At 70.6% G+C, this 26,550-nt stretch carries 23 protein-coding genes; 13 read left to right on the top strand and 10 right to left on the bottom strand.

Annotated elements, in window-relative coordinates; translation table 11 throughout:
* Positions 1–328 precede the first annotated feature (328 nt).
* The 3 genes from ACGFNP_RS20815 to ACGFNP_RS20805 all read left to right on the top strand — a co-directional run bounded on the left by ACGFNP_RS20815 (position 329) and on the right by ACGFNP_RS20805 (position 5,566).
* Positions 329–2,035, top strand: coding sequence for an AMP-binding protein (locus ACGFNP_RS20815; RefSeq protein WP_393320771.1), 1,707 nt, complete (start codon positions 329–331; stop codon positions 2,033–2,035).
* Positions 2,036–2,125: 90 nt separating this feature from the next.
* The gene (locus ACGFNP_RS20810) at positions 2,126–4,726 is read left to right on the top strand and encodes a CoA transferase (protein ID WP_393320768.1); all 2,601 of its coding nucleotides are present in this window, start codon (positions 2,126–2,128) and stop codon (positions 4,724–4,726) included.
* Positions 4,727–4,798: 72 nt separating this feature from the next.
* Positions 4,799–5,566 carry an enoyl-CoA hydratase-related protein gene (locus ACGFNP_RS20805; RefSeq protein WP_358316083.1) on the top strand — a complete coding sequence of 256 codons (768 nt, stop codon included), beginning with the start codon at positions 4,799–4,801 and terminating at the stop codon, positions 5,564–5,566.
* 69 nt (positions 5,567–5,635) lie between these two features.
* On the opposite strand, the gene ACGFNP_RS20800 is transcribed toward ACGFNP_RS20805, so the two are convergent.
* Entirely contained in the window at positions 5,636–5,977 is a 342-nt protein-coding gene (locus tag ACGFNP_RS20800) for a ferredoxin family protein (RefSeq protein ID WP_358316086.1), read from the bottom strand.
* 30 nt (positions 5,978–6,007) lie between these two features.
* Positions 6,008–6,979, bottom strand: a complete 972-nt coding sequence (locus ACGFNP_RS20795) for an NAD(P)/FAD-dependent oxidoreductase (RefSeq protein ID WP_393320763.1) — start codon at positions 6,977–6,979, stop codon at positions 6,008–6,010.
* 237 nt (positions 6,980–7,216) lie between these two features.
* Here ACGFNP_RS20795 and ACGFNP_RS20790 point away from each other — a divergent pair, with 237 nt between their 5' ends.
* The 8 genes from ACGFNP_RS20790 to ACGFNP_RS20755 all read left to right on the top strand — a co-directional run bounded on the left by ACGFNP_RS20790 (position 7,217) and on the right by ACGFNP_RS20755 (position 14,504).
* Positions 7,217–8,455, top strand: a complete 1,239-nt coding sequence (locus ACGFNP_RS20790; protein WP_393320760.1) for a Rieske 2Fe-2S domain-containing protein — start codon at positions 7,217–7,219, stop codon at positions 8,453–8,455.
* Entirely contained in the window at positions 8,455–9,444 is a 990-nt protein-coding gene (locus tag ACGFNP_RS20785) for a hypothetical protein (protein ID WP_393320757.1), read from the top strand. The genes ACGFNP_RS20790 and ACGFNP_RS20785 overlap by 1 nt, the downstream gene beginning before the upstream one ends.
* Positions 9,441–10,760: a M20 family metallopeptidase gene (locus ACGFNP_RS20780; protein WP_393320754.1), complete on the top strand. Its 1,320-nt coding sequence runs from the start codon at positions 9,441–9,443 to the stop codon at positions 10,758–10,760. The genes ACGFNP_RS20785 and ACGFNP_RS20780 overlap by 4 nt, the downstream gene beginning before the upstream one ends.
* A gap of 9 nt (positions 10,761–10,769) precedes the next feature.
* The gene (locus ACGFNP_RS20775) at positions 10,770–11,630 is read left to right on the top strand and encodes an alpha/beta hydrolase (protein WP_358316101.1); all 861 of its coding nucleotides are present in this window, start codon (positions 10,770–10,772) and stop codon (positions 11,628–11,630) included.
* 2 nt (positions 11,631–11,632) lie between these two features.
* On the top strand, positions 11,633–11,767 hold the full coding sequence (locus tag ACGFNP_RS20770; protein WP_358316104.1) for a hypothetical protein: 135 nt from the start codon (positions 11,633–11,635) through the stop codon (positions 11,765–11,767).
* Positions 11,768–11,780: 13 nt separating this feature from the next.
* Positions 11,781–12,659: an alpha/beta fold hydrolase gene (locus tag ACGFNP_RS20765; RefSeq protein WP_358316107.1), complete on the top strand. Its 879-nt coding sequence runs from the start codon at positions 11,781–11,783 to the stop codon at positions 12,657–12,659.
* Positions 12,659–13,615, top strand: a complete 957-nt coding sequence (locus ACGFNP_RS20760; RefSeq protein ID WP_393320749.1) for a zinc-binding alcohol dehydrogenase family protein — start codon at positions 12,659–12,661, stop codon at positions 13,613–13,615. The genes ACGFNP_RS20765 and ACGFNP_RS20760 overlap by 1 nt, the downstream gene beginning before the upstream one ends.
* 64 nt (positions 13,616–13,679) lie before the next feature.
* On the top strand, positions 13,680–14,504 hold the full coding sequence (locus tag ACGFNP_RS20755) for an IclR family transcriptional regulator (protein ID WP_358316113.1): 825 nt from the start codon (positions 13,680–13,682) through the stop codon (positions 14,502–14,504).
* 21 nt (positions 14,505–14,525) lie between these two features.
* On the opposite strand, the gene ACGFNP_RS20750 is transcribed toward ACGFNP_RS20755, so the two are convergent.
* Complete coding sequence (locus ACGFNP_RS20750; protein WP_358316115.1) at positions 14,526–15,335, bottom strand: alpha/beta fold hydrolase; 810 nt, start codon at positions 15,333–15,335, stop codon at positions 14,526–14,528.
* Between the two features lie 125 nt (positions 15,336–15,460).
* On the opposite strand from ACGFNP_RS20750, the gene ACGFNP_RS20745 reads away from it, so the two are divergent.
* Complete coding sequence (locus ACGFNP_RS20745; RefSeq protein ID WP_358316118.1) at positions 15,461–16,252, top strand: IclR family transcriptional regulator; 792 nt, start codon at positions 15,461–15,463, stop codon at positions 16,250–16,252.
* Between the two features lie 72 nt (positions 16,253–16,324).
* On the opposite strand, the gene ACGFNP_RS20740 is transcribed toward ACGFNP_RS20745, so the two are convergent.
* From ACGFNP_RS20740 to ACGFNP_RS20720, 5 genes are read right to left on the bottom strand one after another with little or no spacing between them, the layout of a single operon-like run.
* The gene (locus ACGFNP_RS20740) at positions 16,325–17,221 is read right to left on the bottom strand and encodes a sugar phosphate isomerase/epimerase family protein (protein ID WP_393320744.1); all 897 of its coding nucleotides are present in this window, start codon (positions 17,219–17,221) and stop codon (positions 16,325–16,327) included.
* 24 nt (positions 17,222–17,245) lie between these two features.
* On the bottom strand, positions 17,246–19,333 hold the full coding sequence (locus ACGFNP_RS20735; protein ID WP_393320741.1) for a dipeptide ABC transporter ATP-binding protein: 2,088 nt from the start codon (positions 19,331–19,333) through the stop codon (positions 17,246–17,248).
* On the bottom strand, positions 19,330–20,211 hold the full coding sequence (locus ACGFNP_RS20730; RefSeq protein WP_358316127.1) for an ABC transporter permease: 882 nt from the start codon (positions 20,209–20,211) through the stop codon (positions 19,330–19,332). The genes ACGFNP_RS20735 and ACGFNP_RS20730 overlap by 4 nt, the downstream gene beginning before the upstream one ends.
* Positions 20,212–20,213: 2 nt before the next feature.
* Entirely contained in the window at positions 20,214–21,161 is a 948-nt protein-coding gene (locus tag ACGFNP_RS20725) for an ABC transporter permease (RefSeq protein WP_358316130.1), read from the bottom strand.
* 33 nt (positions 21,162–21,194) lie between these two features.
* Positions 21,195–22,757, bottom strand: coding sequence for an ABC transporter substrate-binding protein (locus ACGFNP_RS20720; RefSeq protein WP_393320737.1), 1,563 nt, complete (start codon positions 22,755–22,757; stop codon positions 21,195–21,197).
* A 441-nt stretch (positions 22,758–23,198) separates the two neighbouring features.
* On the opposite strand from ACGFNP_RS20720, the gene ACGFNP_RS20715 reads away from it, so the two are divergent.
* Positions 23,199–24,131: an NADP-dependent oxidoreductase gene (locus ACGFNP_RS20715; RefSeq protein WP_393320734.1), complete on the top strand. Its 933-nt coding sequence runs from the start codon at positions 23,199–23,201 to the stop codon at positions 24,129–24,131.
* A 102-nt stretch (positions 24,132–24,233) separates the two neighbouring features.
* Here the strand turns inward: ACGFNP_RS20715 and ACGFNP_RS20710 are convergent, their stop codons facing one another.
* Both ACGFNP_RS20710 and ACGFNP_RS20705 read right to left on the bottom strand, forming a co-directional pair.
* Complete coding sequence (locus tag ACGFNP_RS20710) at positions 24,234–25,334, bottom strand: Gfo/Idh/MocA family oxidoreductase (RefSeq protein WP_358316139.1); 1,101 nt, start codon at positions 25,332–25,334, stop codon at positions 24,234–24,236.
* Positions 25,335–25,373: 39 nt separating this feature from the next.
* A complete protein-coding gene (locus ACGFNP_RS20705) occupies positions 25,374–26,507 on the bottom strand; it encodes a Gfo/Idh/MocA family protein (protein ID WP_393320730.1) in 1,134 nt (377 codons plus the stop codon).
* Positions 26,508–26,550 lie beyond the last annotated feature (43 nt).

Here is a 26,550-nt window from a genome sequence, read left to right as displayed (position 1 = left end):
TCACGGGAGAACTGCTGAATCTGATCCGCCGGATGCGGCCACCGTCATAGAACACCGGCCTGCGCACGGCGCGCCCGTCATCGTGGATGAGGTCGGCCCAGACGCCCACCGTGGCGTACCCACCGGGCTCCGGGGAGGTCTGCGGAGGCGGTGAACGTGATCTCAGCCTCGCGCCAGACTCCGCGAATATGGATGATGTCGCCCATCAGCGGACGAACCTCTTCGTTCTATGCGATGAGGTATAAGACATCCTCATATGGTGCGGGATTGCCGGACGGGCCCTCCATCCGCAGTCCGGTGGGCGAACCGTCTCGATCAGGGGGAGAACATGGGAAATCGTGGTGCGGACGATGTCACGGCCTCGCCCGAGACGATGCTTGACGTGCTGGAACGCCGCGCGGCCAGTGCGCCGGAGGCGGAGCTGGTGCGGTTCGAGGACGGGACGTCGCTGCGTGTCGGGGAGTGCCACGAGGGGGCGCTCGCCGTGGCGCGGGGGCTGGCGGGTCTGGTGGCGCCCGGCGATCGGGTGGTCACGTGTCTGCGTCCCGGCCGGCGGTTGATCGAGGTGGTCTTCGCTCTGGCCAGGCTCGGCGCGGTGGAGGTGCCGCTGGCTTTGGATGTACGGCCGGCGGCAGCCCGGCAACTCGCCGGGGTGACGGGGGCGCGGGTGCTCATCGTCGGGACGGACGCCTTGGGCGGCAACCCCGATCTGATCGCGTTGGCCGCGGAGATGGAGCACGTGGTGCTGGTGAGGGAGGGGAAGCAGGCTGGGGTGCCAGGTTCGGTCGATCTGGAGGGCTTGCTCGCTTCGCCGGGTCGACGTTCGGTCGATTTGGGGGATTTGGTCGCTTCGCCGGGCCGAGGTCCGGTCGATCTGGGGGATTTGGTCGCTTCGTCAGGTCGACGTCCGGTCGATCTGGAGGAGTTGCTCGCTTCGCCGGGCCGGCTTGCGTCGTGGCGTCCGGGGCCGGCGGATCCGGCCGTGGTGATGGCGACGTCGGGCACCACCGGCCGGGCCAAAGCGGCGCTGTTGCCGCATTTCGCCGGGGTCCGGCATGCCCGGCGGGTAGCCCACACGATGGATTACGGTGCGGACGACGTGCTGTTCAACGTCTTTCCCTGGAACCACATCAACGTCCGGCACGCGGGTCTGCTCCCCGCGTTGATCAGCGGCGCCACGCTGGTGGCGCACGCGCGTTTCTCCGCTTCCCGGTTCTGGGAGACCTGCCGGCGAGAAGGGGTCACCGCGTTCAACTTCATGGGCGCGATGGTGGCCATCTTGGAACGGGCTCCCGTGGCCGCCGACGATGATCGCCACCAGGTACGCCGCGCCTATGGCGGACCGGCGCCCGAGGCCCTGTCGAGGCGATTTCTGGATCGGTTCGGTGTGTTGCTGCTGGAGGCGTACGCGTGTACCGAGCTCGGTGATGTGGCGGCGAGCACGCCCGACGTTCGGCGGTCGGGCGCGGCCGGGCAGCCCGTACCGGAGTACGAGGTGGTGATCAGTGACGAGGACGGGCGTCCGCTGCCGGCGGGACAGGTCGGGCAGATCACCGCCCGGCCGAGGGCGCGGTCGATCGTCTTCACCGGGTATGCCGGTGATGACGAGGCCACCGGGAAGGTTCTGCGCGACGGGTGGTTCTGGACGGGGGATCGCGGGTGGCTCGATGAGGACGGGTTCCTGTATTTCGCCGGTCGCCGCGCGGATGTCATCAGGCGGCGCGGCGAGAACATCGCGACCTGGGACGTGGAGCAGGTGGTGGCCGCGATGCCCGGTGTCCTGGAGGTGGCCGCGGTGGGCGTGCCCTCGGAGTTGACCGAGGAGGAGGTGCTGGTGGCGGTGACCGTGGCGCCCGGAGCCGTACTGCGCGCGCCGCAGGTGCACGCCTGGTGCCTGGATCGGCTCCCGCGACACGCCGTCCCCCGCTACGTGCGCGTGCTCGACGACCTGCCGCGCAACACCAACACCAAGGTGGTCAAGGGGGAGCTGCGCGGTGCCGGAGTCCCATCGGACGCCTGGGACGCCCAAGCCTGACCACGTGGACCGCTGGACAGACCGGGAGGGTCGCGTTCCGGCGATCCCGCGCTCTACGTTCGAGCCTTCTGCACATGGGAGGAGACCGGCATGCCGGACAGGTTGCGGATTCTCGACCTCACCGATGAGCTGGCCTTCCACGGGGCGCGGCTACTGGTGGGGCTCGGGGCGGATGTCGTACGCGTCGAACGCTCGCCCGCCCCGGCACTGTCGCGCGCGGAGACGCTGCACTGGCATGCGGGCAAGCGGGTCGTAGGCGTCCCGGAGAGCCCTGGTGCGCTCGACCGGCTCGTCGAGCAGGCTGATGTGGTCATCGAGAGCGGCCCCCTCGACCAGCTACTCGGCGTACGCGCAGGAGCCGACACGGCATCCCGCACGAAAGACGGCACGCAGGGCGGCGCGGGAGACAGTGCGGGAGACCGTACGCGAGACGGCGCGGGAGACCGTACGCGAGACGGCGCGGGAGACGGCGCGGTGTCGCGCTGGCCGGGGGTGGTCCACGTCGTGGTCACGCCGTTCGGCACGACCGGCCCCCGGCGCTCGTGGCGAGCCGACGACCTCGTAGCCGCGGCCGCCGGTGGCATGGCCTGGCTGGGCGGGCAGCCCGGCCAGCCGCCCAAGCCGCCGCCCCGCGAGCAGGCCACCCAGCTCGCGGGGGCGCACGCGGCCATCGCGGCGCTGCTCGGCGTCATCGCCCGTGACCGCACCGGGCTGGGGCAGCTCATCGACATCTCCGTGCAGGAGGCGGTGGCCGCCACGCTGGAGACGGCCGCCATCTCCTGGATCCACGCCGGCCGGTACCCGTCCCGTAATGGCGGGGTGTACGAGCACGTGGCGCACCGCGTCTTCCGTGCCGCGGACGGTCATGTCGCGGGCGGGTACTCCGGTAGTGACCGCATGTGGACGGATCTGCTCGCCTGGATGGCGGAGTCGGGCGAGGCCGAGGACCTGACGGAGGAGAAGTGGTCTGATCCCGTCTTCCGCTGGCGGGGCCGGGCCCACGTGGACGAGATCGTGGCCAGGTTCGCCGCGAAACGTTCCGCCGCGTTCATCGCCGCGGAAGGACGCGCCCGGGCGCTGCCCTGGGCGGAGGTCGCCACGGCCGACCGCCTGCCCGCCAACCCCCAGCTCACCGAGCGTGCCTTCTTCACGCGCATCCTGGGCGAAGGGTTGCCGCGCGACGGCGTCACGGACGTGGGCTTCCCCTTCGCCGCCCCGGGCCTCCCACGCCCGGTACGCCTTAGCGAGCCGCTTCCCGCCGATGCCGAGACTCCCTGGCAGACCTCGCGCCCCCGAGGGGTCCGGGAGGGGTCCGGTGGCCGCTCGCTCGCGGGGGTCCGGGAGGGGTCCAGCGACAGGTCCGGCGGGCGCTCGCTTGCCGGGGTCCGGGAGGGGTCCGGCGGGCGCTTGCTTGCGGGGGGGTCCAGTGACGGGTCTGGCGCACGCTCGCTCGCCGGGATCCGGGTCCTGGACCTGACCTGGGTGCTCGCGGGCCCGTACGCGACCAAGACGTTGGCCGAGCACGGCGCGGACATCATCAAGATCGAATCCCGGCATCGGCAGGATCCCACGCGCTTCGCCCCATCGATGAGGCTGCGGCCCGAAGCGGGGTTCGACGACAGCGGCTACTTCATCAACTTCAACCGTGAAAAGCGCGGCGTCGCGCTCAACCTGCGTACCGAGCCCGGTCGCGAGGTGCTGCGGCGGCTCGTCGCCGAATGCGACGTGGTCATCGAGAATTTCAGCCCCGGCGTGCTCGACAGGTGGGGGCTGTCCTACGACCGGATGGCGGAGCTGAACCCCGGCGTCATCCTGGTGTCGATGGCCGGTGTGGGGCAGAGCGGACCCTGGCGGGACGCGGTGACCTTCGCCGACACGCTCGCCGCCATGTCCGGGCTCACCAGCGAGACCGCCGATCCCGGCGAGGAGCCGCAGGGGCTGACTTTCGGGCTGGGCGACATGGTGGCCGCCAACTCGGCCGTCCTGGCCGTCCTGGACATGATCGCGGCCGGTCGCGGGGGACACGTGGACCTCTCCCAGCTGGAGTCGATGGCCGCGTCGATGGGGCCGGCCGTGCTGGAGGCGGAACTCGGCGACTCCCGTACGGACTCCCGTACGGCGGCCCAGCCCAACCGGCACCCGCGGATGGTTCCGCACGGTGTGTACCCGACCAGAGGCGACGATCGCTGGATCGCGCTGGTCGTACGCGGGGACGCGGAATGGCGGCGCCTCGCCGAACACGCTGGACTGCCGAGGTCGGCGTCCGCCGGACTGTCGGAGCCGGCGTCCGCTGGGCTGCCGGTGCCGGCGTCCGCCGGGCTGGAGGAGCGGCGCGGGCACGAGGACGAGATCGACGCCGCCCTGGCGGCCTGGTGCGCGGAACACGACGGCGAGTCCCTGGCGGCCGAGCTGCAAGGGCTGGGCATAGCCGCCGCCGTCGTCGCCACCGGCCGGGACCTGGTGGAAGCCGACGAACACCTGGCCGCTCGCGACTTCTACCCGGTGCTGGAGCACGCGCTCGCGGGTCCGGTCCGGCACGAGGGCATCGTCGTCCGCATGTCCGCCACCCCTGGCGCGCTTACGGCACCGGCCCCCCTGCTGGGCCAGCACACCGACGCGGTGCTGAAGGGCCTGCTCGGCATGGATGACGACGAACTCTCCCGGCTACGCGAGGCTGGGGTCCTGGAATGACGCCACCGAAATGACGCCGCCGGAATGAAACCGCCGGAATGAAACCGCTGAAATGACACCACGGGAGGGCAAATGAACGTGCTAGACGTGCGGCGCGACGGGGGCACGGCGACGATCGTCATCAATCGCCCGCCCGCCAACGCCGTCGACCCCGCGATGATCGAAGAGTTCCTGGCGCTGCTCCCCGAGCTGGCCAAGGACGTCACGGTCCGCTGCCTGGTCATCCGCGGGACCGGCCGCTTCTTCGTGGCGGGGGCGGACATCGCCGTGATGCGTGACCTTTCGACGGCCAACCACGTGAAGATGCGCCGCTGGATCGACGTACAGCGGCTGCTCGAACTGGCGCCCAAGCCGGTGATCGCCGCGATGAACGGTCACGCCCTGGGCGGCGGCGCCGAGCTGTCCCTCGCCTGTGACCTGCGTATCCTGGCGGCCTCGGCGACGATCGGCTTCCCCGAGATCAACCTGGGCCTGTTCCCGGGAGCGGGCGGCAGCCAGCGACTGCCGCGCCTGCTCGGCCCGCATCGCGCCAAGCGGCTGATGTTCGAGGGCGCCCGCCTGTCCGCGGCCGAAGCGCTCGATCTGGGGCTGGTCGACGTGGTGGCGGACGATGAGGACTTCGACCGCGTGGTGGCCGAGCACGCCGAGAGCCTGGCGGCCAAGCCGACCGGGACCATCGGCCTGCTCAAGCAGATCGTGGACGCCGGGTACGGCCTGCCGATCGAAGAGGCGCTGGAAATGGAGCGCCAGGCGGTCATGGAGCTGATCCACACCGACGATGCCGCCGAAGGGCTCCAGGCGTTCCTGGACAAGCGCGCGCCGCGGTTCACCGGCCGCTGATAACGGCGCGCTGATAACGGCACGCTGATAACGGCGGAGGTCCGGCGGATGGCCGGACCTCCGCCGTTATCAGCCGCTGTAGCCGGTGACCAGCGAGGTGTCGGTGTCGAGGTCGCCGACCTTGCGGGCGCCTCCCGGGTTGCCCAGCGGCTCGTCACGGCCGGGCAGCACCTCGGTGAAGAAGGCCTTGGAGTCCTGTAGGAAGAGCGTGCGCGTCTCGTCACCGCGCGCCGTGCGATCGACGAAGATCGCCTCGACCGGGCACTCCGGTTCGCAGGCCCCGCAGTCGATGCACTCGGCGGTGTTGATGTAGCTCTTGCGATCGCCGACGTAGATGCAGTCGACGGGACATACGTCCACGCACGCGCGATCGTTGACGTCGATGCAGGCCGGGCCGATGACGTAGCTCATGGATCTTCTCCTGTCTGCTGGAGTACGGGGTCAGGCGGTGTCCGTGGAGTGCCCGGGGAAGAGGGCCAGTTCGGGGTCCAGTTCGACGGCGGCGTTGTTCACGGCGGTGGCCACCTCGCCGAACCCCACCGACATCAGGCGGACCTTGCCCTCGTGGTCGGCGAGGTCGCCCGCCGCGTACACCCTGGGCAGGTTGGTGCGCATGCGCCGATTCACCAGGACGGACCTGCCGCGCAGCTCCAGGCCCCAGTCCGCGAGCGGGCCGAGGTCGCTGATGAAGCCGAGGGCCGCGATGACGGACTCCGCGGGCAGCGCCCGGTCCGCTTCGCCGCGTGTACGAAGATGCGCCTTCTCGACCCGCTCGCCACCGGACAGGGAGATCACCTGGCTGTCGACGACGATGCCGACCCCGGCTCTCCGGGCGGCCTCGACGCCGGCGGCGTGCGCGCGGAACGCGGCCCGGCGATGCACCAGGGTGACCGACCTGGCCAGCGGCGCCAGCGCCAGCGACCAGTCGACCGCGCTGTCCCCGCCACCCACGACGACGACGTCGCGGCCGGTGTGTTCGGACAGGTCCGGCACGAAGTACGAAAGCCCCCGGCCGAGCCATTCCTCGCCGGCCGGCAGCGGGCGCGGGGTGAACGTCCCGATGCCCGAGGTGAGGATGACGGCCTGTGCCTGGACGGCCGTGCCGTCGGACAGCAGCACGACAGGCCGCTCGTCCGCGTCGCGGCGCAGCTCGACGGCCTGCCTGCCCAGCAGGTAGACCGGGTTGTAGGCCGCCGCCTGGGCCGAGAGCGCGGCCACCAGCGAACGTCCGGACAGCCCGGGGACGCCGGCCACGTCCCGTACTTCCTTCTCCGGGTACAGCGCCGAAATCTGCCCGCCGACCTGAGGCAGCGCGTCCACGACCACGGACCGCAAGCCGCGGAAGCCCGCGCAGTAGGCGCCGTAGAGGCCGGTCGGCCCCGCTCCGATGATCACGATGTCGGTCTCGATCACGCTGGTTCCACCTAGGTCTCCCGGTAGTCGCCTGTCAGGCCACGGAAGCTACACACCCCGGCAGCGGGATCCCGCAGGTCGCGGACCGCTGACCGGAACGCGGCTCGTTCAGTGGGACACGGTCCGCTGGGCGGGATGAACCGCTGGGCGCCCGGCCGGGCCGATGGTGAACTGCGTGTCGTGGTCGGCGGCCGCATCGGGGCGCCGCGAGCACAGCCATGGGAAGCGGAGGCGAGAATGAGTGCAGAGGCGGATGCGCCGACTGCGGCCGGAGGCGCTGCCAGGCGCCGGCCGTCACGGCGGGGCAAGCTGCCGGGCCGCCAGGACTGGTCGAGCTGGCCCCACTACCAGGGCGCGGGCAGCGGGTTCCGCGGCTACTGGTATCCGGTGGCGTTCTCCTCGCACATCACCGGAAAGCCCAAGGCGATCACCCTGCTCGGCGAGCGGATCGTCGTCATCCGCGACGGCGGCAAGGCGTACGCGCTCAAGGACCGGTGCCCGCACCGGGGCGTGCCGCTGAGCTACGGCAACCAGCAGTTCCCCGGCACCATCTCGTGCGCGTACCACGGCTGGACGTTCGACCTGGAGACAGGCGATCTCAAGGCGGCGATCACCGACGGCCCGCAGTCACCGATCTGCGGAAAGGTCACCCAGCCCACCTACGACGTCGAGGAACGCCTCGGCATGGTGTGGATCTTCGTGGGAGACGGCGAGGACGCGCCGCCCATCGACGACCAGCTCCCCGAGGAACTGCGCGACAACCCGGCCGTGGTCGGCGCGCGCATTCAGGCGCGCGAGGGGAACTGGCGCTTCGCCTGCGAGAACGGCTATGACGAGGGGCACGCCAAGTACCTGCACCGCACGGCGCTGTGGCGGCTGTTCAAGGCCATGCCGGTGTGGAACGAGACCCGGATCGAACGCCGTGGCCGCTGGATCTACCGGGTGCAGGAGGCCCAGCACTGGGACGCCGACTTCCCCGGCCTCGGCCGGTGGAACAACCAGGCGTGGTTCAAGCTCAAGCCGCCGAAGCAGATCGCCAACATCGGGAACACGGGCAGCCACCGGAAGGTGAACCCGGCCATCGCCGCCGAGGACTTCCCCGGCTTCGCCTCGGTCAGCATGCCGGGCGTCCTGCGCATCGTCTATCCGACCTTCATCCACTACGAGTTCTATGTGCCGGTCGACGCGGACAACCACCTCTATGTCGGCGTGATGGCCAACTTCGAGAAGGGCATCAGGACGCTGCCCTTCTACGCCAAGTATCTTGGCGCCGTCCGCTGGCTGTTCCATGGCCAGTTCTCCGGCCAGGACAAATGGATGGTAGAGGTGACCGACGCGCCGCCGGAGCGGCTCTACCGCCCCGACGACTCGCTCCTGCAGTGGCGCAAGCTCGCCGAGGACGTCACCGAGGAGCGCATCGAGCGGCTGCGGGCGTCCGGACTGGCTGTCGAGAACCCCTCGAAGCAGGCCGGCTGATGGGCAGGATCGTCCTGGGTGTGGGGGCGTCCCACTCGACGCTGATGAACACCCACTGGGAGCAGGTCGAGCACAAAGACCGCGCCGAACGCTTCCGCGACGCGCTCGCCACGGCCCGCGACGCCCTGGCCGCGGCCCGTCCGGACGTGGCGATCATCATCGGCTCCAACCACTTCCGCGGCTTCTGGCTGGACCTGATCCCCGCCTTCACCCTCGGGGTGGACGAGGTCATCTCCTCGGGAGAGTCGGGAACGCCGTCGGGACCGCAGCGCACCCACCCCGCCGCCGCCCAGGCCGTCGCCGAATCCCTGGTGGCCGCGGGCACCGAGGTGGCGATCTCGGCGAAGCTGCAGATCGACCACGGCCAGAGCCACGCGATCCAGTATCTCCTGCGTGACCTCGACGTGCCCGTGATCCCGCTGGTGGTGAACGTGTTCGCCACGCCGCTGCCTCTCATGCGGCGCTGCGTCGAGCTGGGGCGCAACCTCGCCGCCGCGGTGGCCGCGCTGCCGCACGAGCTGCGCGTGGCCGTCATCGCGTCAGGCGGCCTCTCGCACCGGCTCCCGTGGCCGAGCCGCTGGCAGGACCCCGAGGGGGCGGACGAGGAGTTCCTGGTGGAGGCCTGGCGCGAAGGCCGGGGTGACTGGCAGCGGTACGACGCGCGCCGGCGGCAGATCATCACCGCCGCGCGGCCGACCATCTTCCCCGAGTTCGACGAGGAGTTCCTCGCCGCGCTGGAGAAGGGCGAGCTGTCGCGCTACGCGAACCTGTCCACCGAGGAGATCGAGGCCGTGGCCGGCAACGGCGGCCAGGAACTGCGGACCTGGCTGATGATGGCCGCGGCGCTGGGCTTCGCCCCCGGGCGGGCGCTGGCGTACGCGCCGATGCCGGAATGGCTGACCGGCATGGGGGTCGCCATCATCGAGCCCGCCCCATCGGCGGGAACAGCATCGGCGGAAACAGCATCGGCAGGAACACCATCGGCATGAGCACGATCGACATGACGGAAGCCGAGCGCGAGCGGATCGTGACGGAGGCGCTCGCGTCGATCACCGAGGACCGCCTGCGCGAGGCGGCGGTAGGGGTCACCTCCATCGCCAGCCCCACCGGCGGGGAGGCACCGCTGGCCCGATGGCTGGCGGACCGGCTCGCCGCCGCGGGCCTGGACGCGCACGTGCAGCGCATCGACGACGGCCAGGCCAACGCGGTCGGCCGGCTGAGAGGCGACGGTACGGGTGCCGACCTCATGCTGTACGCCCCGATCGACACCCTGACCACCGGTGACCCGGACCTGGACGTGCCGTGGATCGGCTCCGGTCTGCGCCCCGACATGCGGGCCGAGGCGCGTTGCGACGGCCCTTACGTCAGCGGCCTCGGCGCGAGCAACCCCAAGGGCCACGCGGCATGCGTCCTGGTCGTGGGCGAGGCCCTGGCCGGGGTGCGGGCGCGGCTCGCCGGAGACCTGCTGGTCGCGTTCGGGGCGGGCGGCATGCCGACCAACGCCATCGACGGCACCGGCCGGCTGAACACCGGGCACGGTGTCGGCTGCTCGTTCCTGCTGGAACGCGGCTGGCACCCCGACTACGCCGTGATCGCCAAGCCGGGGGACTTCGTCGCGCACGAAGAAGTCGGTCTGTGCTGGTTCGAGATCGTCGTCCCCGGCATCCACACCTACTCCGGCAGCCGGCACCGGCTGCCGTACCAGAACCCGATCGTGACGGCCGCCGAGGTGGTGACCCGGCTGGAACGGTGGCTGGCGGACTACCCCGAGCGACACCGCACCGCGACGGCCGCGCCTCAGGGGATCATCGGCTCGGTCGCCGGCGGCTGGGAGCGCATGCCGTCCGTCACGTCCGCGGCCTGCCGTATCCGCCTCGACCTGCGGATCGAGCCCGGCACGACCCCGTTGGCGGCCAAGCGCGAGCTGGCGGCGTACCTCCGGCGGCTGTCGGCGGAGCTGGACGTGGAGCTGACGGTCGAGCTGGTGCTGGCCATCCCGGGCACCCGCACGCCACCGGAGGACTGGGTCGTGCGCAGTACGGTCCGGGCCTGGGAGAGCGTGTCCGGCCGCCCGCACGAGCCCATCGACGGCAACAGCGGCGCCACCGACGCCAACATCCTGCGGGCGCGGGGGATCCCGACCGCCCGGGTGGGCATGCCGAAGGTCGTCTCCACCGAGTTCGACGTCGACTTCGCCCGCGGGATGAACACCGTCGACGTCAGAGCCATGCGCCGCCTGTGCGAGCTGCTCGTACGGGTGGCCGTCGACACCACCACGCGGACCCGCGCCGAGACCGACTACTAAGGAGGCGACATGGAACCCCCCACCGGTTCGTACGCCGACGCCGACGGCGTCAAATACCACTACCTCGACCAGGGCTCGGGGACGGACACGATCTTCCTGCACGGCGGCGGCCCCGGCTGCACCGGATGGAGCGACTTCGGCCCGGTGGCGCCGCTGTTCGCCGCCGACCGGCGCTGCCTGATCGTCGACATCCTGCAGTACGGCAAGTCGGAGAAGTGCCTGATCACCGGCCCGATGTGGGACTTCCACGCGGCCAAGACCGTGGCGCTCATGGACACGCTGGGTGTGGAGCGGGCCGACTTCATCTGCAACTCCTGGGGCGGCACCATCGCGCTGTGCCTGGCCGCACGGTACCCGGACCGGGTGCGTTCGCTGGTCATCACCGGCAGCATGCCGGTGTTCTACGGCCCGCTCGCACCCTTGCCCGAAGGCGGTCGTCGCGGTCGCGCCGCCCGGGACGCCTACTACGGCGGCGAGGGCCCCACCCGGCAGAAGATGCGCGACCTCATCACCCGGCTGGAGTGGTACGACGGGGACCGGCTGCCCGAGTCCACCCTGGACCTGCGCTACGAGCAGAGCCTGGACCCCGGGGAGCGGGAGCTGGCCGCCATGTCGGACTCACCCCGTGGCGAATGGCAGGACCTCACCGCCGAACTGGCCGAGGTCCAGGCCCCCGCGCTCTTCATCTGGGGCATGCAGGACGCCTTCCTCACGCCCGACTATCCGCTGATGCTCGCGCGCATGGTGCCGCGCGGGAACCTGCACGTCATGGACCACGCCTCGCACCACCTCCAGGAGGAACGGCCGGAGGCCTACCACGCCGTGGTCACCGGATTCCTGAACTCGCTCGGCGCCGGAATGGAGAGATGAGCATGTCCAGGACCAGGAAGCTGCTGATCGCCGCGCCCGTCATCGCGCTGCTCGTGATCCTCGGCCGCCTGCTCGCGGCCCGCAGCAACACCCAGGTGCACCGCATCAACCAAGACAAGCCCGCTCTCGACCGCTGAAGGTGACGTGACGATGAGTATCTGGACAGAATTGAGCCCGCTGGACGTGAGTGTCTCGTACGTGGACGCGGCGGGAGTGCGGACCCGCAGCCTGCGGGCCGGGTCGGGCGAGCCCGTGGTGTTCCTGCACGGGACCAGCGGCCACCTGGAAGCGTTCACCCGGAACATGGCCGCGCACGCGGCACGTTACGAGTGCCACGCCATCGACATGCTGGGCCACGGCTACACCGGCAAGCCCGACTACCCGTACGAGATCCCGCGTTATGCCGACCACCTGCTGGCCTACTTCGACGCGGTGGGCATCGAGCGGGCCCACATCGTGGGGGAGTCGCTGGGCGGCTGGGTCGGCGGGCGCGTCGCGATCGACCACCCCGACCGGGTGGCCAGCCTTCAGCTGCTCTGCGCGGGCGGGACCGTGGCCAATCCCGAGGTCATGAAGCGCATCCGGACGAGCACCCGCGAGGCCGTGCTCAGCGATGACGTGGAGCTCACCCGCAAGCGGCTGCGGCTGCTGATGGCCGATCCGGCCGACGCCACCGAGGAGCTGGTGGAGGTGCGCCACGCCATCTACCACCAGCCCGACTTCGTGGCCAACGTCGACAATCTGCTATGCCTGCAGAATATGGAGACCCGCCTGCGCAACATCCTTCAGCCGGACGATCTGGCCAGGATCTCCCAGCCCACGCTGATCGTCTGGGGCCGCAAGAACCCGTTCGGCGACGTGCCGGAGGCGACCGCCATGCACGAGGCCATCGCGGGCTCGCAGCTCGAACTGTTCGAGGAATGCGGCCACTGGCCCCAGCACGAGCAGGCCGCCCGCTACAACCCGCTCAGCCTGGCCTTTCTGGACAAGAGCTCGGCGGCCGGCTTCTCCGGCAAGGGGCGCGGCTGATGCGCGCGGCCCGGTTCCATGACTGGGGCGCCGCGCCGATCGTGGAGGAGCTGCCCGAGCCGGAGCACAAGCCCGGAGAGGTGCTCGTCGAGGTGCAGGCGGCCGCGCTGGGGCATCTGGACCTGACCGTCGCCGGCGGGAATTTCGCCCTGAAGCCGCCGCTTCCCTACGTCGGCGGTGTCGAGGCCAGCGGCGTGGTCCTCGCCTCCGACACCTTGGCGCCGGGCACGCAGGTGCTGCTCCGCGGTGGCGGGCTCGGCCTGCTGCGCGACGGTTGCTGGCGCGAACGCCTCAGCGTCACCCCCAAGGCCGTCACCCCGCTGGCCTCGCCGCTCCCGCCGGAGGTCGCGGCGTCGTTCTTCCTGCCGACCACCACGGCGTACGTCGCCCTGCACGACATCGCCCGCCTGGAGGCGGGCGAGGAGGTCATCGTGACCGGTGCCGCCGGCGCGGTCGGCGCGATGGTGGCTCAGCAGGCCCGGCTGGCCGGAGCCACGGTGACCGGGGTGGTCGGCCGGGCCGATCAGCTCGGTCAGGTGCCCGAGGGGATCCGCGGGATGGTGGCCGACGACGCCGAGGCGGTCGCCGAGCTGGCCGCGGCCCGCCCGGCGTCCCTGCTGGTCGACACGCTCGGCGGGAACGCGCTGGTTGAACGCTCGCGGTGGGTCCGTCCCGGCGGCCGGGCCGTGGTGATCGGCTACGTGCTGGGGACGTCCGTCACGGTCGATCTGCCGTCCTGGCTGCTCGACGACGTGGCGTTGCTTCCGGTGAACATGGTCCGGCAGGAGCGGCGGGCCCGCGAGGTGGCCCCGGCGCTGATCGACCGCCTGGCCACGGGCGAGCTCACCCTGGAGGTCGAGCGGTTCGACCTGTCGGAGATCGCCAAGGCGCTCGAACTGCTGCGCGACGGCCGAGTACGCGGACGCGCGGTCGTCGACCTGGGAAACAATCACTGAGGGCCGTCTCGCTCACCGGAACAGGCCCGTTGATCGAACCGGACATAAGCTCGATTATCGGTCAATGACGCTTATCTCCTCGCAGCTGTCGCGTGTCGACCGTGAACCCACGATCGCCTTTCCGCCCGAGCCCGACGGCGCGGCGAACAGCGTGCTGGGCAAGGTACGGCTGATCCTCGAGGCGTTCGGCCCGGACGACGAGAGCCTCGGCCTGTCCGAGATCGTCCGCCGCACCGGCGTGGCCAAGGCGTCGGTCCACCGGCTGGCTCAGGAACTGCTGCAGTGGGGGCTGCTGGAGCGGCGCGGATCCGAATACTGGCTGGGCATGCGCCTGTTCGAGATCGGGCAGCGCGTGCCGCGCCAGCGGATCCTGCGCGAGGCGGCGCGGCCCTTCATGGAGGATCTCTACCAGGCGACCGGCGAGACCATCCATCTGGCGGTGCTGGACGGACTGGAAGTGATCTACCTGGAGAAGGTGTCCGGTCACGGCCAGGTGTCCAGGCCGTCGCGCGTCGCCGGACGCATGCCGCTGCACTGCACCGCGACCGGCAAGGCCCTGCTCGCCTTCGGTCCGGGTGCCCTGTTCGGCGACGTCGTCGCCGAACCGCTGGCCCGCGTGACGCCGCGGACGATCACCGTACCCAGGCTGCTGGCCCAGGAGATCCAGCAGGCGCGCAAGGTCGGGTACGCGATCGAGCAGGAGCAGACCCGCACCGGCTACCTCAGCGTGGCCATCCCGCTCACCGGCGCCACCGGAACGATGGTCGCGGCGCTGTCGGTGACGGCACCGACCTTCCGCGCCGACGTCAACAAGTACGTGGGCCTGCTGACCATGGTGAGCAGGCGCATCACGAAGTCCATCCTGGCCGCCGACGGAGGCCGGAGCTGAGGCCGGTCAGCGGGTGAGAGTTCAGCGAGTGAGAAAGGCCGTCACGACCTCGGCGACCTCTCGGGCCTTGTGCTCCATGAGCGGGATCGTGCCGCCTTCGATGACGACCGACGTCACGCTCTCCGCTCCGGTGAGGTTCTCCCGGAGGGGCGTCATGGACGGCAGCGCGAACGGGTCCTCAGCGGCCCCCAGCAGCAGCACGGACGTCTTGACCAGCCCGATCTTGTCCTCCATGTAGTAACGCGCGCACGCCCGATGCCCCTCCGCGGGATCGACGCCGGGGGTGAGGGCGTCGTGGACGAACCGGTCGAGGAGGTCCGTGCCCGGTGCGGGATAGTAAGGCTGCCGGAGCCGCCACAGCCTGCGCAGATGGTCGCCGTCGGGCGAGCGCACGGCCTCGTCCACACCCGGTCCGTTCGCATGGGACTCGCGGTAGCGGACGTCGATCCACGGAGCCGACGACAGGACGAGCCGGCCGATCCGCTCGGGCGCGGACGCCGCCACCTCGACGGCCACCGCGCCGCCGGTGTGGTGGCCCAGGAGATCGGCGCGCTCGATGCCCAGGGCGTCCAGCAGCGCCAGAGCACCGGTCGCGAACAGCTCGATCGTGTGGGGCGCCGGGGCTTTCGCGCTGGCTCCGAAACCGAGCATGTCCATGGCGATGACCCGCCGGCACGGCGCCAGGAGGGGGATCAACTCCCGGAACTCCTCCCAGGATCGGGGCGTCTGGTGCAGGAGGAGCAAGGGGCGGCCGGTGCCCTGCTCGGCGTAGTGAAGCTGGCCGAACGGCGAGTCGGCGTACCCGAATCGGAGTGGCGGCGAGATGCGCAAAAGATCCTCTTCTGCAGGTCGGAGGTGTCGGAGGTAAGGTGGCTTTCCCCTCCGGAGTTTCGCCGGGCCCATCCGTGATCGCTACGGGAGGGGACCGGTGACCGGACCGGCGCGAAGGAGTCCAGATGTCCATGGCGGCGTTCGCCGACTCCAGCGATGACGGGACATATCCCAACTCGGTCCTCGGCAAGGCCCAGCTCCTTCTCGGCGCCTTCGAGTCGGGGGCCTTCCACCTCCGGCTCGCCGAGCTCAGCCGGCGCTCAGGGGTGCCGAAGGCGTCGGCGTACCGGCTCGCGCAGGAGCTGGTGCAGTGGGGACTGCTGGAGCGCAGGGGAGATTCCTACCAGCTCGGCATGCGCGTGTTCGAGCTGGGGCAGCGGGTCCCGGTGTCGGCGATGCTGCGTCGCGTGGCGCGGCCTCTCCTCACCGACCTGTTCGCCGCCACCAGGGCGGCCATCCATCTGGCGGTGCTCGATGGCGGCCACGTGCTGTATGTGGAGAAGGTCGCAGGGGAGGCGAACGTCCATACGCACTCCCAGGTCGGTGGGCGGTTGCCCGCGACGTGCACGGCGACGGGCAAGGTCCTGCTCGCGACGCGCTCCGACCTGGAGGAACGGCTGCGCCGCCTCGCGCTGACCGGCCTGCCGAGCGTGACCCCACGGACGGTCGGGTCCGTCGAAGATCTGCGACGGCAGCTCGTGCTCGTCCGGGAACGCGGTTACGCCGTCGAGCGGGAAGAGATCTTGCTGGGATTCGGCAGCGTGGCGGTGCCCGTCGCGGGCCCCGATGGCACGGTCGTCGCGTCGGTGTCGGCCACCGCGCCGGTGGCCCGCCTGGAGACCAGGCTGTTGCTGCCCGAACTGCTTTCGACCGCGGCGGGCATCTCCCGTGCCTTCGGAAGCGAGAGGCGGGACTGACGGCCGACCACCGGCGCGGCCGAAGGCGCCGCGCCGGCGGTGCGCGTCAGCTCTGCGCGTCAGCTCTGCGTGTCAGCTCTGCGCCGGGAACGTGCCGTGCATCCAGCGGGCCGACACCTGCGCGCTCTCGTAGGGGTCGGCGATGTCGGGACGGTCCACCTCCACCATCAGCCACCCGTCGAACCCGCTGGGCAGATTGCCGATGATGCCGGCCAGATCGAGCTCACCTCGGCCCGGCTCGACCCACAGCCCGGCCAGAACGGTCTGCTGGTAGCCCCAGTCCTTCTCGCGGCCTTCGGCGGCGACGCTGAGCCGGCAGTCCTTCACGTGCACGAACGGGATCCGCTCGGCGTAGTCCTTGACGAACCGGCCGACGTCGGCGCCCGCCCACGCCAGGTGCCCGGTGTCGGGGAGGAAGCCGAGCCGCGACGACGGAAGGGCGTCGAGCACCGCCCGGCCCTCCTCCTCGGTCTCGATCCACGTGCCCACATGCGGGTGCAGCGACGGCCGGACGCCCTCGGCGAGCATGGCGTCGGAGATCTGCCCGATCAGCGCCGTCACCGCCTCGACGCGGGAGTCGTCCGCGTCGTAGCCCTGGCCGGGGTGCAGCACACGCGGCCGGTCCTTGGCCATGCCGAGCCCGAGACCGATCTCGGTCATGCCGAGCCGGGCGTGCTGGCGCGCGACCTCGGTGGCACTGGCCACGACGTCGCCCTGGTTGCCGTCCCGGCCGTCCGACCGGCAGACGAAGTAGCCGGGCGCGAGCGTCAGACCGGTCTCGTCCAGCAGCGCCAGGTACTGCTCCACGGTGAAGCCGGCCGGGACCTCGGCCATGACGGCGTCGAATCCGGCCTGCTTGATCAGTGACAGCCGCTGCTTCGGCTCGGGCGCCAAGGACGGGTCCAGCCATCCGTCGGCGCTGGCCATCCACTGGATGGGGTTGAGGGCGATCTTCGGTGTGCCGGGCATATGGCTTCCTTTCGGTATTCGGTGTCAGGCTTGGAGCGTGAGTTCGCCGGCGAAGTGGCAGGCGGCACGCTGGCCGGTGGCGGTGAGGGTGAGTTGCGGGTCGACCTCTTTACAGATCGTCCGATCCGGATGCGCCAGCGGGCCGATCGGGCACCTGGTGCGGAAACGGCAACCGGTCGGTGGGTTGGCGGGGCTGGGCAGGTCACCCGGCAGGATGATGCGTTCGCGGGACCGCGCCGAGACCGATGGGACGGGCGAGGACGACAGCAGCGCGGCGGTGTAGGGGTGCTGCGGGTTGCCGTAGACCTCGGCGGCGTCGCCGTGCTCCACGATCCGGCCGAGGTACATCACCGCGACGGTGTCGCTGAGGTGACGCACGACCGACAGGTCGTGGGCGATGAACAGGTAGCCGAGCCCGAGTTCGTTCTGCAGCTTCTCCAGCAGGTTGATGATCTGCGCCTGGATCGACATGTCCAGCGCGGAGACCGGCTCGTCGAGGATGAGCGTGCGCGGTTGGCGGGCCAGCGCACGGGCGATGCCGACCCGCTGGCGCTGGCCGCCCGAGAACGCGTGCGGGTAACGGTCGAGGTGCTCGGTTCGGAGCCCGACCTGCGCCATCAGCGATCGCGCCGCCTCCTCGCGGGCCCGCCCGCCGATGCCTCTGAACGCGAGTGCCTCGGCCAGCGACTGCCGGATGGTGCGGCGCGGGTTCAGCGACGCGTACGGATCCTGGAACAGGTACTGCACCGAGGACCGGACCCGCGTCAGCTCCTCCCCGCCCATCGCGCTCACGTCGGCGCCGTCGACGAGGATCGACCCGCCCGCGACCTGATTGATGCCCACGATGCTGCGCGACAGCGTCGACTTGCCGCAGCCGCTCTCGCCCACGAGCCCGAGCGTGCGGCCCGCGTGCACCGACAGGCTCACCGAGTCGACCGCGTACACGGGGGGCTCACGGTGGAACAGCCCGCGCCGCCGGGATCCGACGTCGACTCTCAGGTCCCGGACCTCCAGGACGGCCTCGGCCGCAGGGGGAGCGGCCGGTGTGCCGGTCGCGGCCTGTTCGTCCGGCACCGGAGCGGAAAGATCGAGGCCGCCGGCGCCCCGCTGGGCGACGAAGCAGGCCGCGGCCTGCCCGGCGCCGCCGATCTGCAGCAACGCCGGCGGCTCCTGCTCGCAGACCTCCTCGGTGAACCGGCACCGGGGGGCGAAGGGACAGCCGGGGGGTGGCGCGGCGGGATCGGGCGGCGCGCCCGGGATCGCGGGCAGCGACCGGCCGGTCCGGTCGTCGTCGATACGGGGCATGGCCGCCAGCAACGCCGCGGTGTACGGATGCCGCGGCTGCTCGAAGACCTGCTCGACGGTCCCCTTCTCGACGGTGCGGCCGCCGTACATGACGACGACGTCCGTGCAGAGTTCGGCCACCACACCCATGTCATGGGTGATGATCGCGATGGCGATGCCCAGCTCGGTGCGGAGCCTGGCGAGCAGACGCAGGATCTGGGCCTGGATGGTGACGTCGAGGGCGGTGGTCGGCTCGTCGGCGATCAGCAGCGCGGGGTCGTTCGCCAGGGCGATCGCGATGACGACGCGCTGGCGCATGCCGCCGGAGAACTGGTGCGGGTAGTGGTCGATCTTCGTCTGGACGTCGGGGATGCCGACCTGCTCCAGCAGGTCGATCGCGCGCTCGCGCGCGGCCTGCTTGCCGACGCCATGGACCGTCATGGCCTCGACGATCTGATCGCCCACCTTCATGACGGGGTTGAGCGCGGACTGCGGGTCCTGGAAGACCAGGGCCACCTTGCTGCCGCGGCGGCGTCTCATCTCCCGTTCGGGCAGCGTGAGCAGGTCTTCCCCGCCGAACCGTACGGAGCCGGCGACGACCTCGCCCGGCGGGCGCAGCATGCGCATGATGGAGCGCGCCGTCACCGACTTGCCCGAGCCGGACTCGCCGACGATGCCCAGCACGTCACCCGGGTAGATGTCGAAGCTGACGTCGTTGACGGCCTTGATGCCGCCCTTCTTCGAGCGGAACTCCGTCCGCAGCCCCTCGACGCGCAGCAGCGGCGCGTCCTTGGCCGTCACCGGTGCCATCGATTCGGTGGAGGTCATCGGCGGTTCACCGCCTCGTTGAGCGCGTCCGACAGCAGACTGAAGCCGACCGAGACCAGCAGGAGCAGCAGGGCCGGGCCGACGATGTACGTGGGTGACTGGGTGACGAACCGCAGGCCGTTGTTCAGCAGCACGCCGAGCGAGGGCGTCGGCGGCTGCACGCCGAGGCCGACGATGCTCAGTCCGGCCTCGATGTAGACGCCGACGACCATCCAGACGGCGCCGTTGACGACGATGGCGTCCATCGCGTTCGGCAGCACGTGGCGTACGAGCAACTGCCATCGTGAGACGCCGAGCACCCGGGCGGCGAGGACGTACTCCCTGCTCTGCTGGGTCAGCCAGGCGCCGCGGGCGAGGCGTCCGGCGGTGGGCAGGCCGCTGATCAGGATCGTGAGGAAGAGCGCCGGCCAGCCCGGCTGGAGGATGGCGACCAGGCAGATCCCCAGGATCAGGCCGGGGAAGCCGATGATCACGTCGAGCAGCCGCTGCACCGCGGCGCCCAGGCGTTCGGAGATCACGCCGCTCAGGCCGAGCAGCGTGCCCGCCGCCATGCTGAGGGGGACCGCGGTGAGGATGAGGCTCAGGTCGATACGCAGGCCGTAGAGGCTGCGGACGAAGATGTCGCGGCCGAACTCGTCGACGCCGAAGACGTGCTTGGCCGACATCCCGGTCAGCGCCTCCGGCCCCTGCTGGTCGTAGCCACCGGGGAACAGCACGGGCGCGAGCAGGGCGGCGAGTCCCATGAGGAGGAGGATCGACAGCCCGACCACCCCCTTCGGCGTGCGGAGCGCCGCCAGGTAGCGGGCCAGGGTCGGGTTCAGTCGCCGGCGCGCCTCTGGGAGAGCCACGTCGGGGGGTACCAGCTGAGGGTCTGCCATACCTACTCTCCCAATTTGATGCGCGGGTCAAGTCCTGCCAGGACGACCTCGGTGAGGATCTGACAGAGCACCGCCACGAAGACGATGGCGAGGATCAGCACCTGCAACACGGTGAAGTCGCGGGTCTGCACGCTGGACACGGCGAGCTGGCCGAGCCCGTTGCGGTTGAAGATCGCCTCGATGATCACCGCGCCGGCGAGCAGGTTGCCGATCTGGAGCCCCACGGCCACGACCGCGGTTCCCACGCTGTTCCTCAGTACGTGCCGGAGGGTGATCCGGGTGGCCGACGCCCCCTTGCTCAGCGCGAGGTCGACGTAGTCCTCGTTCTTGACGGCGAGCATCTCCGCCTGCAGCAGGCGGGCGACGACCGCGGCCGAGGGCAGCGCCAGCGCGAACGCCGGCAGGATCAGGAACTGGAAGCCGATCACCGGATCCGCCAGGAAGCTGACCTCGCCGCTGACCGGCAGCCAGCGGTTCAGCACGCCGCAGACCAGGATCAGCGCCAAGCCGGTGAGGAACGACGGAATGGCGATGAAGAAGCTGTTGACCAGGTCGAGGCCGGCCCGCGCCCAGCGGCGCCGGGTCGAGCCGACCGCGACGCCCAGGGTCGTCCCTATCGCGATGACCAGGAGCGTCGCCAGCGCGGCGAGCTCCAGGGTGCTTTCGAGCCGGTCGCCGATGAGGCTCGCGACGCTGCGGCGCAGGAGGTAGGACTCTCCGAGATCGCCCTGGAAGAGCCCGACGATCCAGTCCCAGTACTGAACCACCAGGGGCCGGTTCAGGCCCAGCTCCTGCCGGATCGCGGCGATGGTGGCCGCGGTCGAATCCGTGCCGGCGAGGGTGACGGCGACGTCACCGGGCGCCAGACGGGGCAGGGCGAAAGCGACGATCGAGCTCGCGAAGAGCACGAACACCACTGATGGGATCTTGCGTATCAGGAACCGGACCATCGTCTCGATACCGCCAGTCGCTCTAAAGGTCGATTACTTGGACAGCCACGCCCGGCTGATGTCGAGGAAGCCCATCTGCGTAGGTGCGAGGTCGTTCAGGGCGTTCGACCGCACGGTGAGGGTGGGGCGGGTGATCAGCGGGAGCACGAACGCCTCATCGGCGAAGTAGGCGCTGTAGTCGTGCAGCGCCTTCTGCTGGTCGGGCGTGGTGCTGGCGCTGGTGACCGCCTTGACGAGCCGCGTGTACTCGGGGCTCTTGAAGTGTGAGACGTTCTCGTCCGCCTGGAGCTCCGGGCGGCTCACGACGGCGCTCGCCGGTGAGAGGCCGTTGCTGTTCATCATCAGGAAGGCGGGAGTCCCCATGTTCTTGCTGGAGACCTTGGCGTCATAGTCGGCCGTGGCGATGACCGGCTTGGCGTTCAGCCCGACGGCGGCCAGGTTGTTCTTGACGATCTGGAAGACTCCGGTGGCCTCGGGGGTGTTCAGCATGGTCACGTCGAACGACGTGCCCGCCTTCACGCCCGCGGCGGCGAGCATTTGCTTGGCCTTGTCGGGCTGGTAGGTGTACTGCTTGGTCTGCGCGGCGTCGTAGCCGATCGTGGAGGTCCGCCACGGCAGGTTGGTCGCCTGGGCCTGGCCGCCCTCGACCTGCTGCACGATGCGGTCGCGGTCGATCGCGTAATGGATCGCCTGGCGCACGGCCTTGTTGTCGAACGGTGGCTTGGTCACGTCGAAGCCGAGCGGGATCGCCGCGCCGCCGGACGACACGAGGGCGAAGCCCGGCTGCTGGCTCAGGCTTCTCGCGTCCAGCCCGGCCAGGCCGACACCGTACTGGACGCGGCCGCTGCGGATGGCCGCGACCATCGCGGTCGGGTCCTTGATGAGGTTGATCTCGATGTTGTCGAGATGGGTGTTCTGGGCATCGCGGTATTTCGCGTACTTGGCGAGCTGGAGCTTGCCGCCCGGGGTCCACGACTTCCACTCGAAGCGTCCGGTGCCGTCCACCTTGGTGCCGGCCGCGTAGTCGGCGTAGGCGTCCTTGTTCGGGATCGGCATGGTCTCGAAGAGGTCGAAGACGTTCGGCAGCGGCTGCTTGAAGGTCAGCGCGAGCTCGTAGTCGCCCGTCGCCTTCATGTCGGAGATCTGGGCGGCGATCGACTGGTTCGCCGCCCCCACCTTCGGGTCCTGGACCTGCTTGATGGCGAAGATGACGTCTGCCACGGTCAGCTTGCGGCCGCTGTGGAAGGTCACGTCGTCGCGGAGCTTGATGTCCAGGCTCTTGCCGTCCGGCGCCAGCGTCCAGGACTTGGCCAGGACGCCGTTGGGCTGCCCGGTCTTGGTGTCGATGAGGGTCAGCGTCTCGAGGACGGCGTACTCCCACAGGATGTTGCCGAACGAGGTCTTGAGGAACGAGCCCGGTTCGGCCTCGGTCGTCTGCCCGACCACGAGGGTTCCGCCCTTGCTCGCCGGGCCGGAGGGCGCGGAGCTGCCGATGGCGCCTTGGTCGGCGGCACTGCACGCGGCGGACGCGAGCATCGCCGCGCCGGTGGCGCCTGCTGCGAGCCGGCGTCGCCAGGCGGACTTCGTCAGTGACATCGATACTCCTCGAGACATTCTGGGGGTGGGGGATGTACCAAGGCGTCGGGAATTGTACAGTCAGCCCGATTTGTCCTCTGGCGAGGAGCATGGTTTGTGACTCAGATAGGCGCAACCCGCCGCTTTTAGTTTTGTTTCCGACATAAAGCGAGCGGCTCGGTTCCGCCGTCCGCAGCCGAAGACGGCCGAGATGATCACCGAGCGCCGAACGGGTTCGGCAACGGGATCGTCAGGCATTCGCACCGTCGTCACCGTCCTTCAGGTGGTGGCCTCACACCCTAGGACGCAGGATTCCGGCAGGCCCTCGCACCGGTTCGCTGACCGGAACAGCCCGCCTGCCTGCGCTGCCGCGCAAGATCTGGACCGTCCGTCCGTCTGCCGGTTCGCTGACCGAAACGGCGCGTCACGCCCATCGACCTGCGGCGGATAGCGTCCGGGACCATGCCTCTCACATACGGGTTCCTCGACTACGGCGGTCCTGACCTCCAGCGCTTTCTCGACGTTCCCGCACCCGAGCCGGGACAGGGCGAAGTGCTCGTCGAGGTGCGCGCGGCCGGCGTCAACCCGGTGGACTGGAAGGTCCGGGCCGGCATGCACCGCGCCTTCCTGCCGCTGAAGCTGCCCGCGACCCTCGGCCGTGAGGTCTCAGGGACCGTTGTGCGGACCGGGCCGGGAGTCGTCGAACTCGCCGTCGGGGACAAGGTCCTCGGCAGTACGGTCGGCGGCTGTGGCGGCTACGCCGAGCTGGCGCTGCTGCCGGTGGAACGGGCGGCGCGGATGCCGGACGGACTGTCGTTCATCGACGCGGCGGCGCTGCCGATCGCGGCGGGGACCGCCTATGAGGGGCTCGCCACTCTCGGCCCGGCTCCCGGGCAGACGCTGCTGATCCTGGGTGCCGGCGGGGGAGTCGGCACGGTCGCGGCCCAGCTCGCGGTCATGCGTGGCGTCACCGTCGTGGGCACCGGGAGCGAGGCGAAGCGGGCGTTCATCGAGTCCCTCGGCGCCACGGCGGTCGCCTACGATCGCGACGACGTCGCGCGCCGGCTCCAGGAGCTGCTTCCGGGCGGCGCCGACGCGGTTCTCGATCTGGCCGGTGGTGACGCGCTCGATGGCGTCGCGGGCGTCATCACCGCCCGGACGCGGGTGAGCAGCGTGGCCGACGAGGAGACCGTCGCCCGCTTCGGCGCGCGCCCGCTGAAGCGCACCGGTGACCCGGCGACGCTGTCGGCCGTGGCCGACCTGGTGGCCGCCGGGAAGCTGGACCCGTACGTCCGCCGGGTGTTCCCGCTGTCCGCGGCGGGCGACGCGCTCGCGCTGGTGGAGGCCGGTCACGCGGCCGGCAAGGTCGTCATCGACGTCACCGCCCGGCGCTGAGGCTCACCCCGCGCGGCTGCCCGCCGCGCGGGGTTGCCCGGCGCTGAGGCTCACCCCCTCGCGCACAGCCGCCCGGCGGGGTGAGTCATCCCCTCTGCGGGGTCACTTCTCGAAGCGGCCGGCCGGGCGGTCGCATGTGCTCTCCAAGAGGGTGACCTGCCCGGGTCCGTCGATCGCGGACAGCGCTTCGAGCACGTGGAAGGCGAACGCGGCGTTGGCGCGGTGCGGTCCGCCCTCGATCGCGTCGGCCAGATCCCGTACGCCGAGCCCGCGGCGCGCCTGCTCCTTGGTGCCGACCGCGCCGAACAACTCGACCACGGGCGGCAGCACGGACCAGTCCGCTTCACCGTGCCGCCGCACCCGGACGTCGCCGTCGAAGTGGTTGGGATTGGGCAGCGTGAGCGTCCCCTCGGTGCCGTAGATCTCGATGGCGGGCAGATCGCTGTCCCAGACGTCGAAGCTCATCATGGTCGTGCCGATGACCCCGGAGTCGAAGACGAGGACGGCCGAGGCGTGGGTGGGCACCTCGACGTCGATGGAGTCCACGGCCCGATCCGGCGCGGTCACCGTACGCACCGGCGCGCCGATGCGGGCGGCTCCCGCCACGGACCTGACGGGTCCGAGCAGGTTCACCAGGATCGCCAGATAGTACGGCCCCATGTCCAGGACGGGACCGCCACCGGCCTGGAACAGGAAGCGCGGATCCGGATGCCAGGTCTCGGCCTTGCTGTGCCGGATGAACGCCGACGCGCCGATGGGTTCGCCGATCAGCCCGTCGTCGAGCGCCTTGCGCGCGGTCTGGGCGGCGCTGCCGAGGAAGGTGTCCGGAGCGGAGCCGAGCACCCGCCCGCTGGCCGCGGCCGCCGCCAGCACCGTCTTCGCGTCGGCGACGGTCGTGGCCAGCGGCTTCTCGACGTAGACGTGCTTGCCGGCGTCGAGCGCCCGCATGATCGTGCTCGCGTGGTGCACCGGCGGGGTCAGGTTGACCACGATGTCGATCGAGTCGTCGGCGTAGAGCTCGTCGGCGTCCCCCCAGCCCGGGATGCCGTGCTCGCCGGCGGCCCGCTTGGCGCGGTCGACGTCGATGTCGCCGACGCGGACGATCTCAAGCTCCGGATACCGGGCCATGCCGGTGACGTACCGGCTGAAGATGTTGCCGCTACCGAGGATGCCGATGCGGTGGTGCTGCGGCTGAGTTGCCACGTTCTCTCTTTCCTTCCTGGATGGATCCTGGCGTCGTGATCACTTGACCACGGTCCAGGTGAGGCTCTCGTCGGCCCGCAGTACCGCATCGACCAGCCGTGCCGAGCGGACGCCGTCCGCGGCGGTCGGCAGTCCCACGACCGGCAGGCCGGCCATGGCCGAGTAGGCGTCGTCGACGAACGCGCGGAAGCAGTCGCCGTAGCCCTGCGCGTGTCCGGCGGGAAGGGTGGCCAGGCGGCGCTGCTCGGCCGATCCCTGACTCGGGTCTCGTATGACAATCCGGGCGCCCTCCACGTCGCCGAGCCACACCGACTCCGGGTTCTCCTGGTCGAACACGGCGCTGCCGGCCGCGCCGTCGAGCTCGAACCAGAGCCGGTTCTTGCGTCCGGCCGATACCTGCGACACCGTCAACGAGCCGAGCACCCCCTCCGCCGTCCGCAGCAGGACGGTGGCGACATCCTCGGTCGTGACCGGCCGCAGCTGGTCCGATGCCGGTCCGCTGGCCGGACCGAAGGTCGCGCCGCTGCCCGCGGGCCGCTCGGGCTTGGTGATGCCGCGCCGCGCCGTGACCTCGTGGAACCGGACGCCGGCCACCCATTCCACGAGGTCGCACCAGTGGGAGCCGATGTCGGCGAAAGCGCGCGATTGCCCGCCCAGCGTGGCGTCGACGCGCCAGTTCGCGGTGCCGGCGTCGAGCATCCAGTCCTGTAGGTAGCTGCCGTGCAGGAGTTGCCAGGCGCCGAAGTCGCCGTTCAACCGGCGGGCCCGGATCTCACGGACCAGCGGGTGATAGCGGTAGACGTACGGGACGGCGAGCGTGCGGCCCGTCTCGGCGGTCACCGAGGCGAGCCGCTGAGCGTCGGCGAGCGACGTCGCGATCGGCTTCTCGCAGATCACGTGCTTGCCGGCCCGCAACGCCGCCACCGCCTGGTCGGCGTGGAGCGCGTTCGGCGTGCAGACGTGTACGACGTCCACCGCGTCATCGGCGAGCACGGCCGCGAGGTCCGGATAGCGCACCGGGACGTCCCACTCCTTGGCGAGTACGTCGGAACGGCTCGGGGTGGAACCGACGACGCCCCGCACGGTCGCGCCGACGCCGCGGATGGCCGCCGCATGGACCGAACCGATCATGCCGGCGCCGATGATGACGGCTTGAGTGCGCGGATGCGCCACGTTCAGACCTCCAAAAGACTGTTTGGCCATATCCGAGCATGGT

The sequence above is a fragment of the Nonomuraea sp. NPDC049269 genome (assembly GCF_043197155.1).
GTDB lineage: Bacteria > Actinomycetota > Actinomycetes > Streptosporangiales > Streptosporangiaceae > Nonomuraea.
This window is presented reverse-complemented; position numbering and strand designations above follow the sequence as displayed.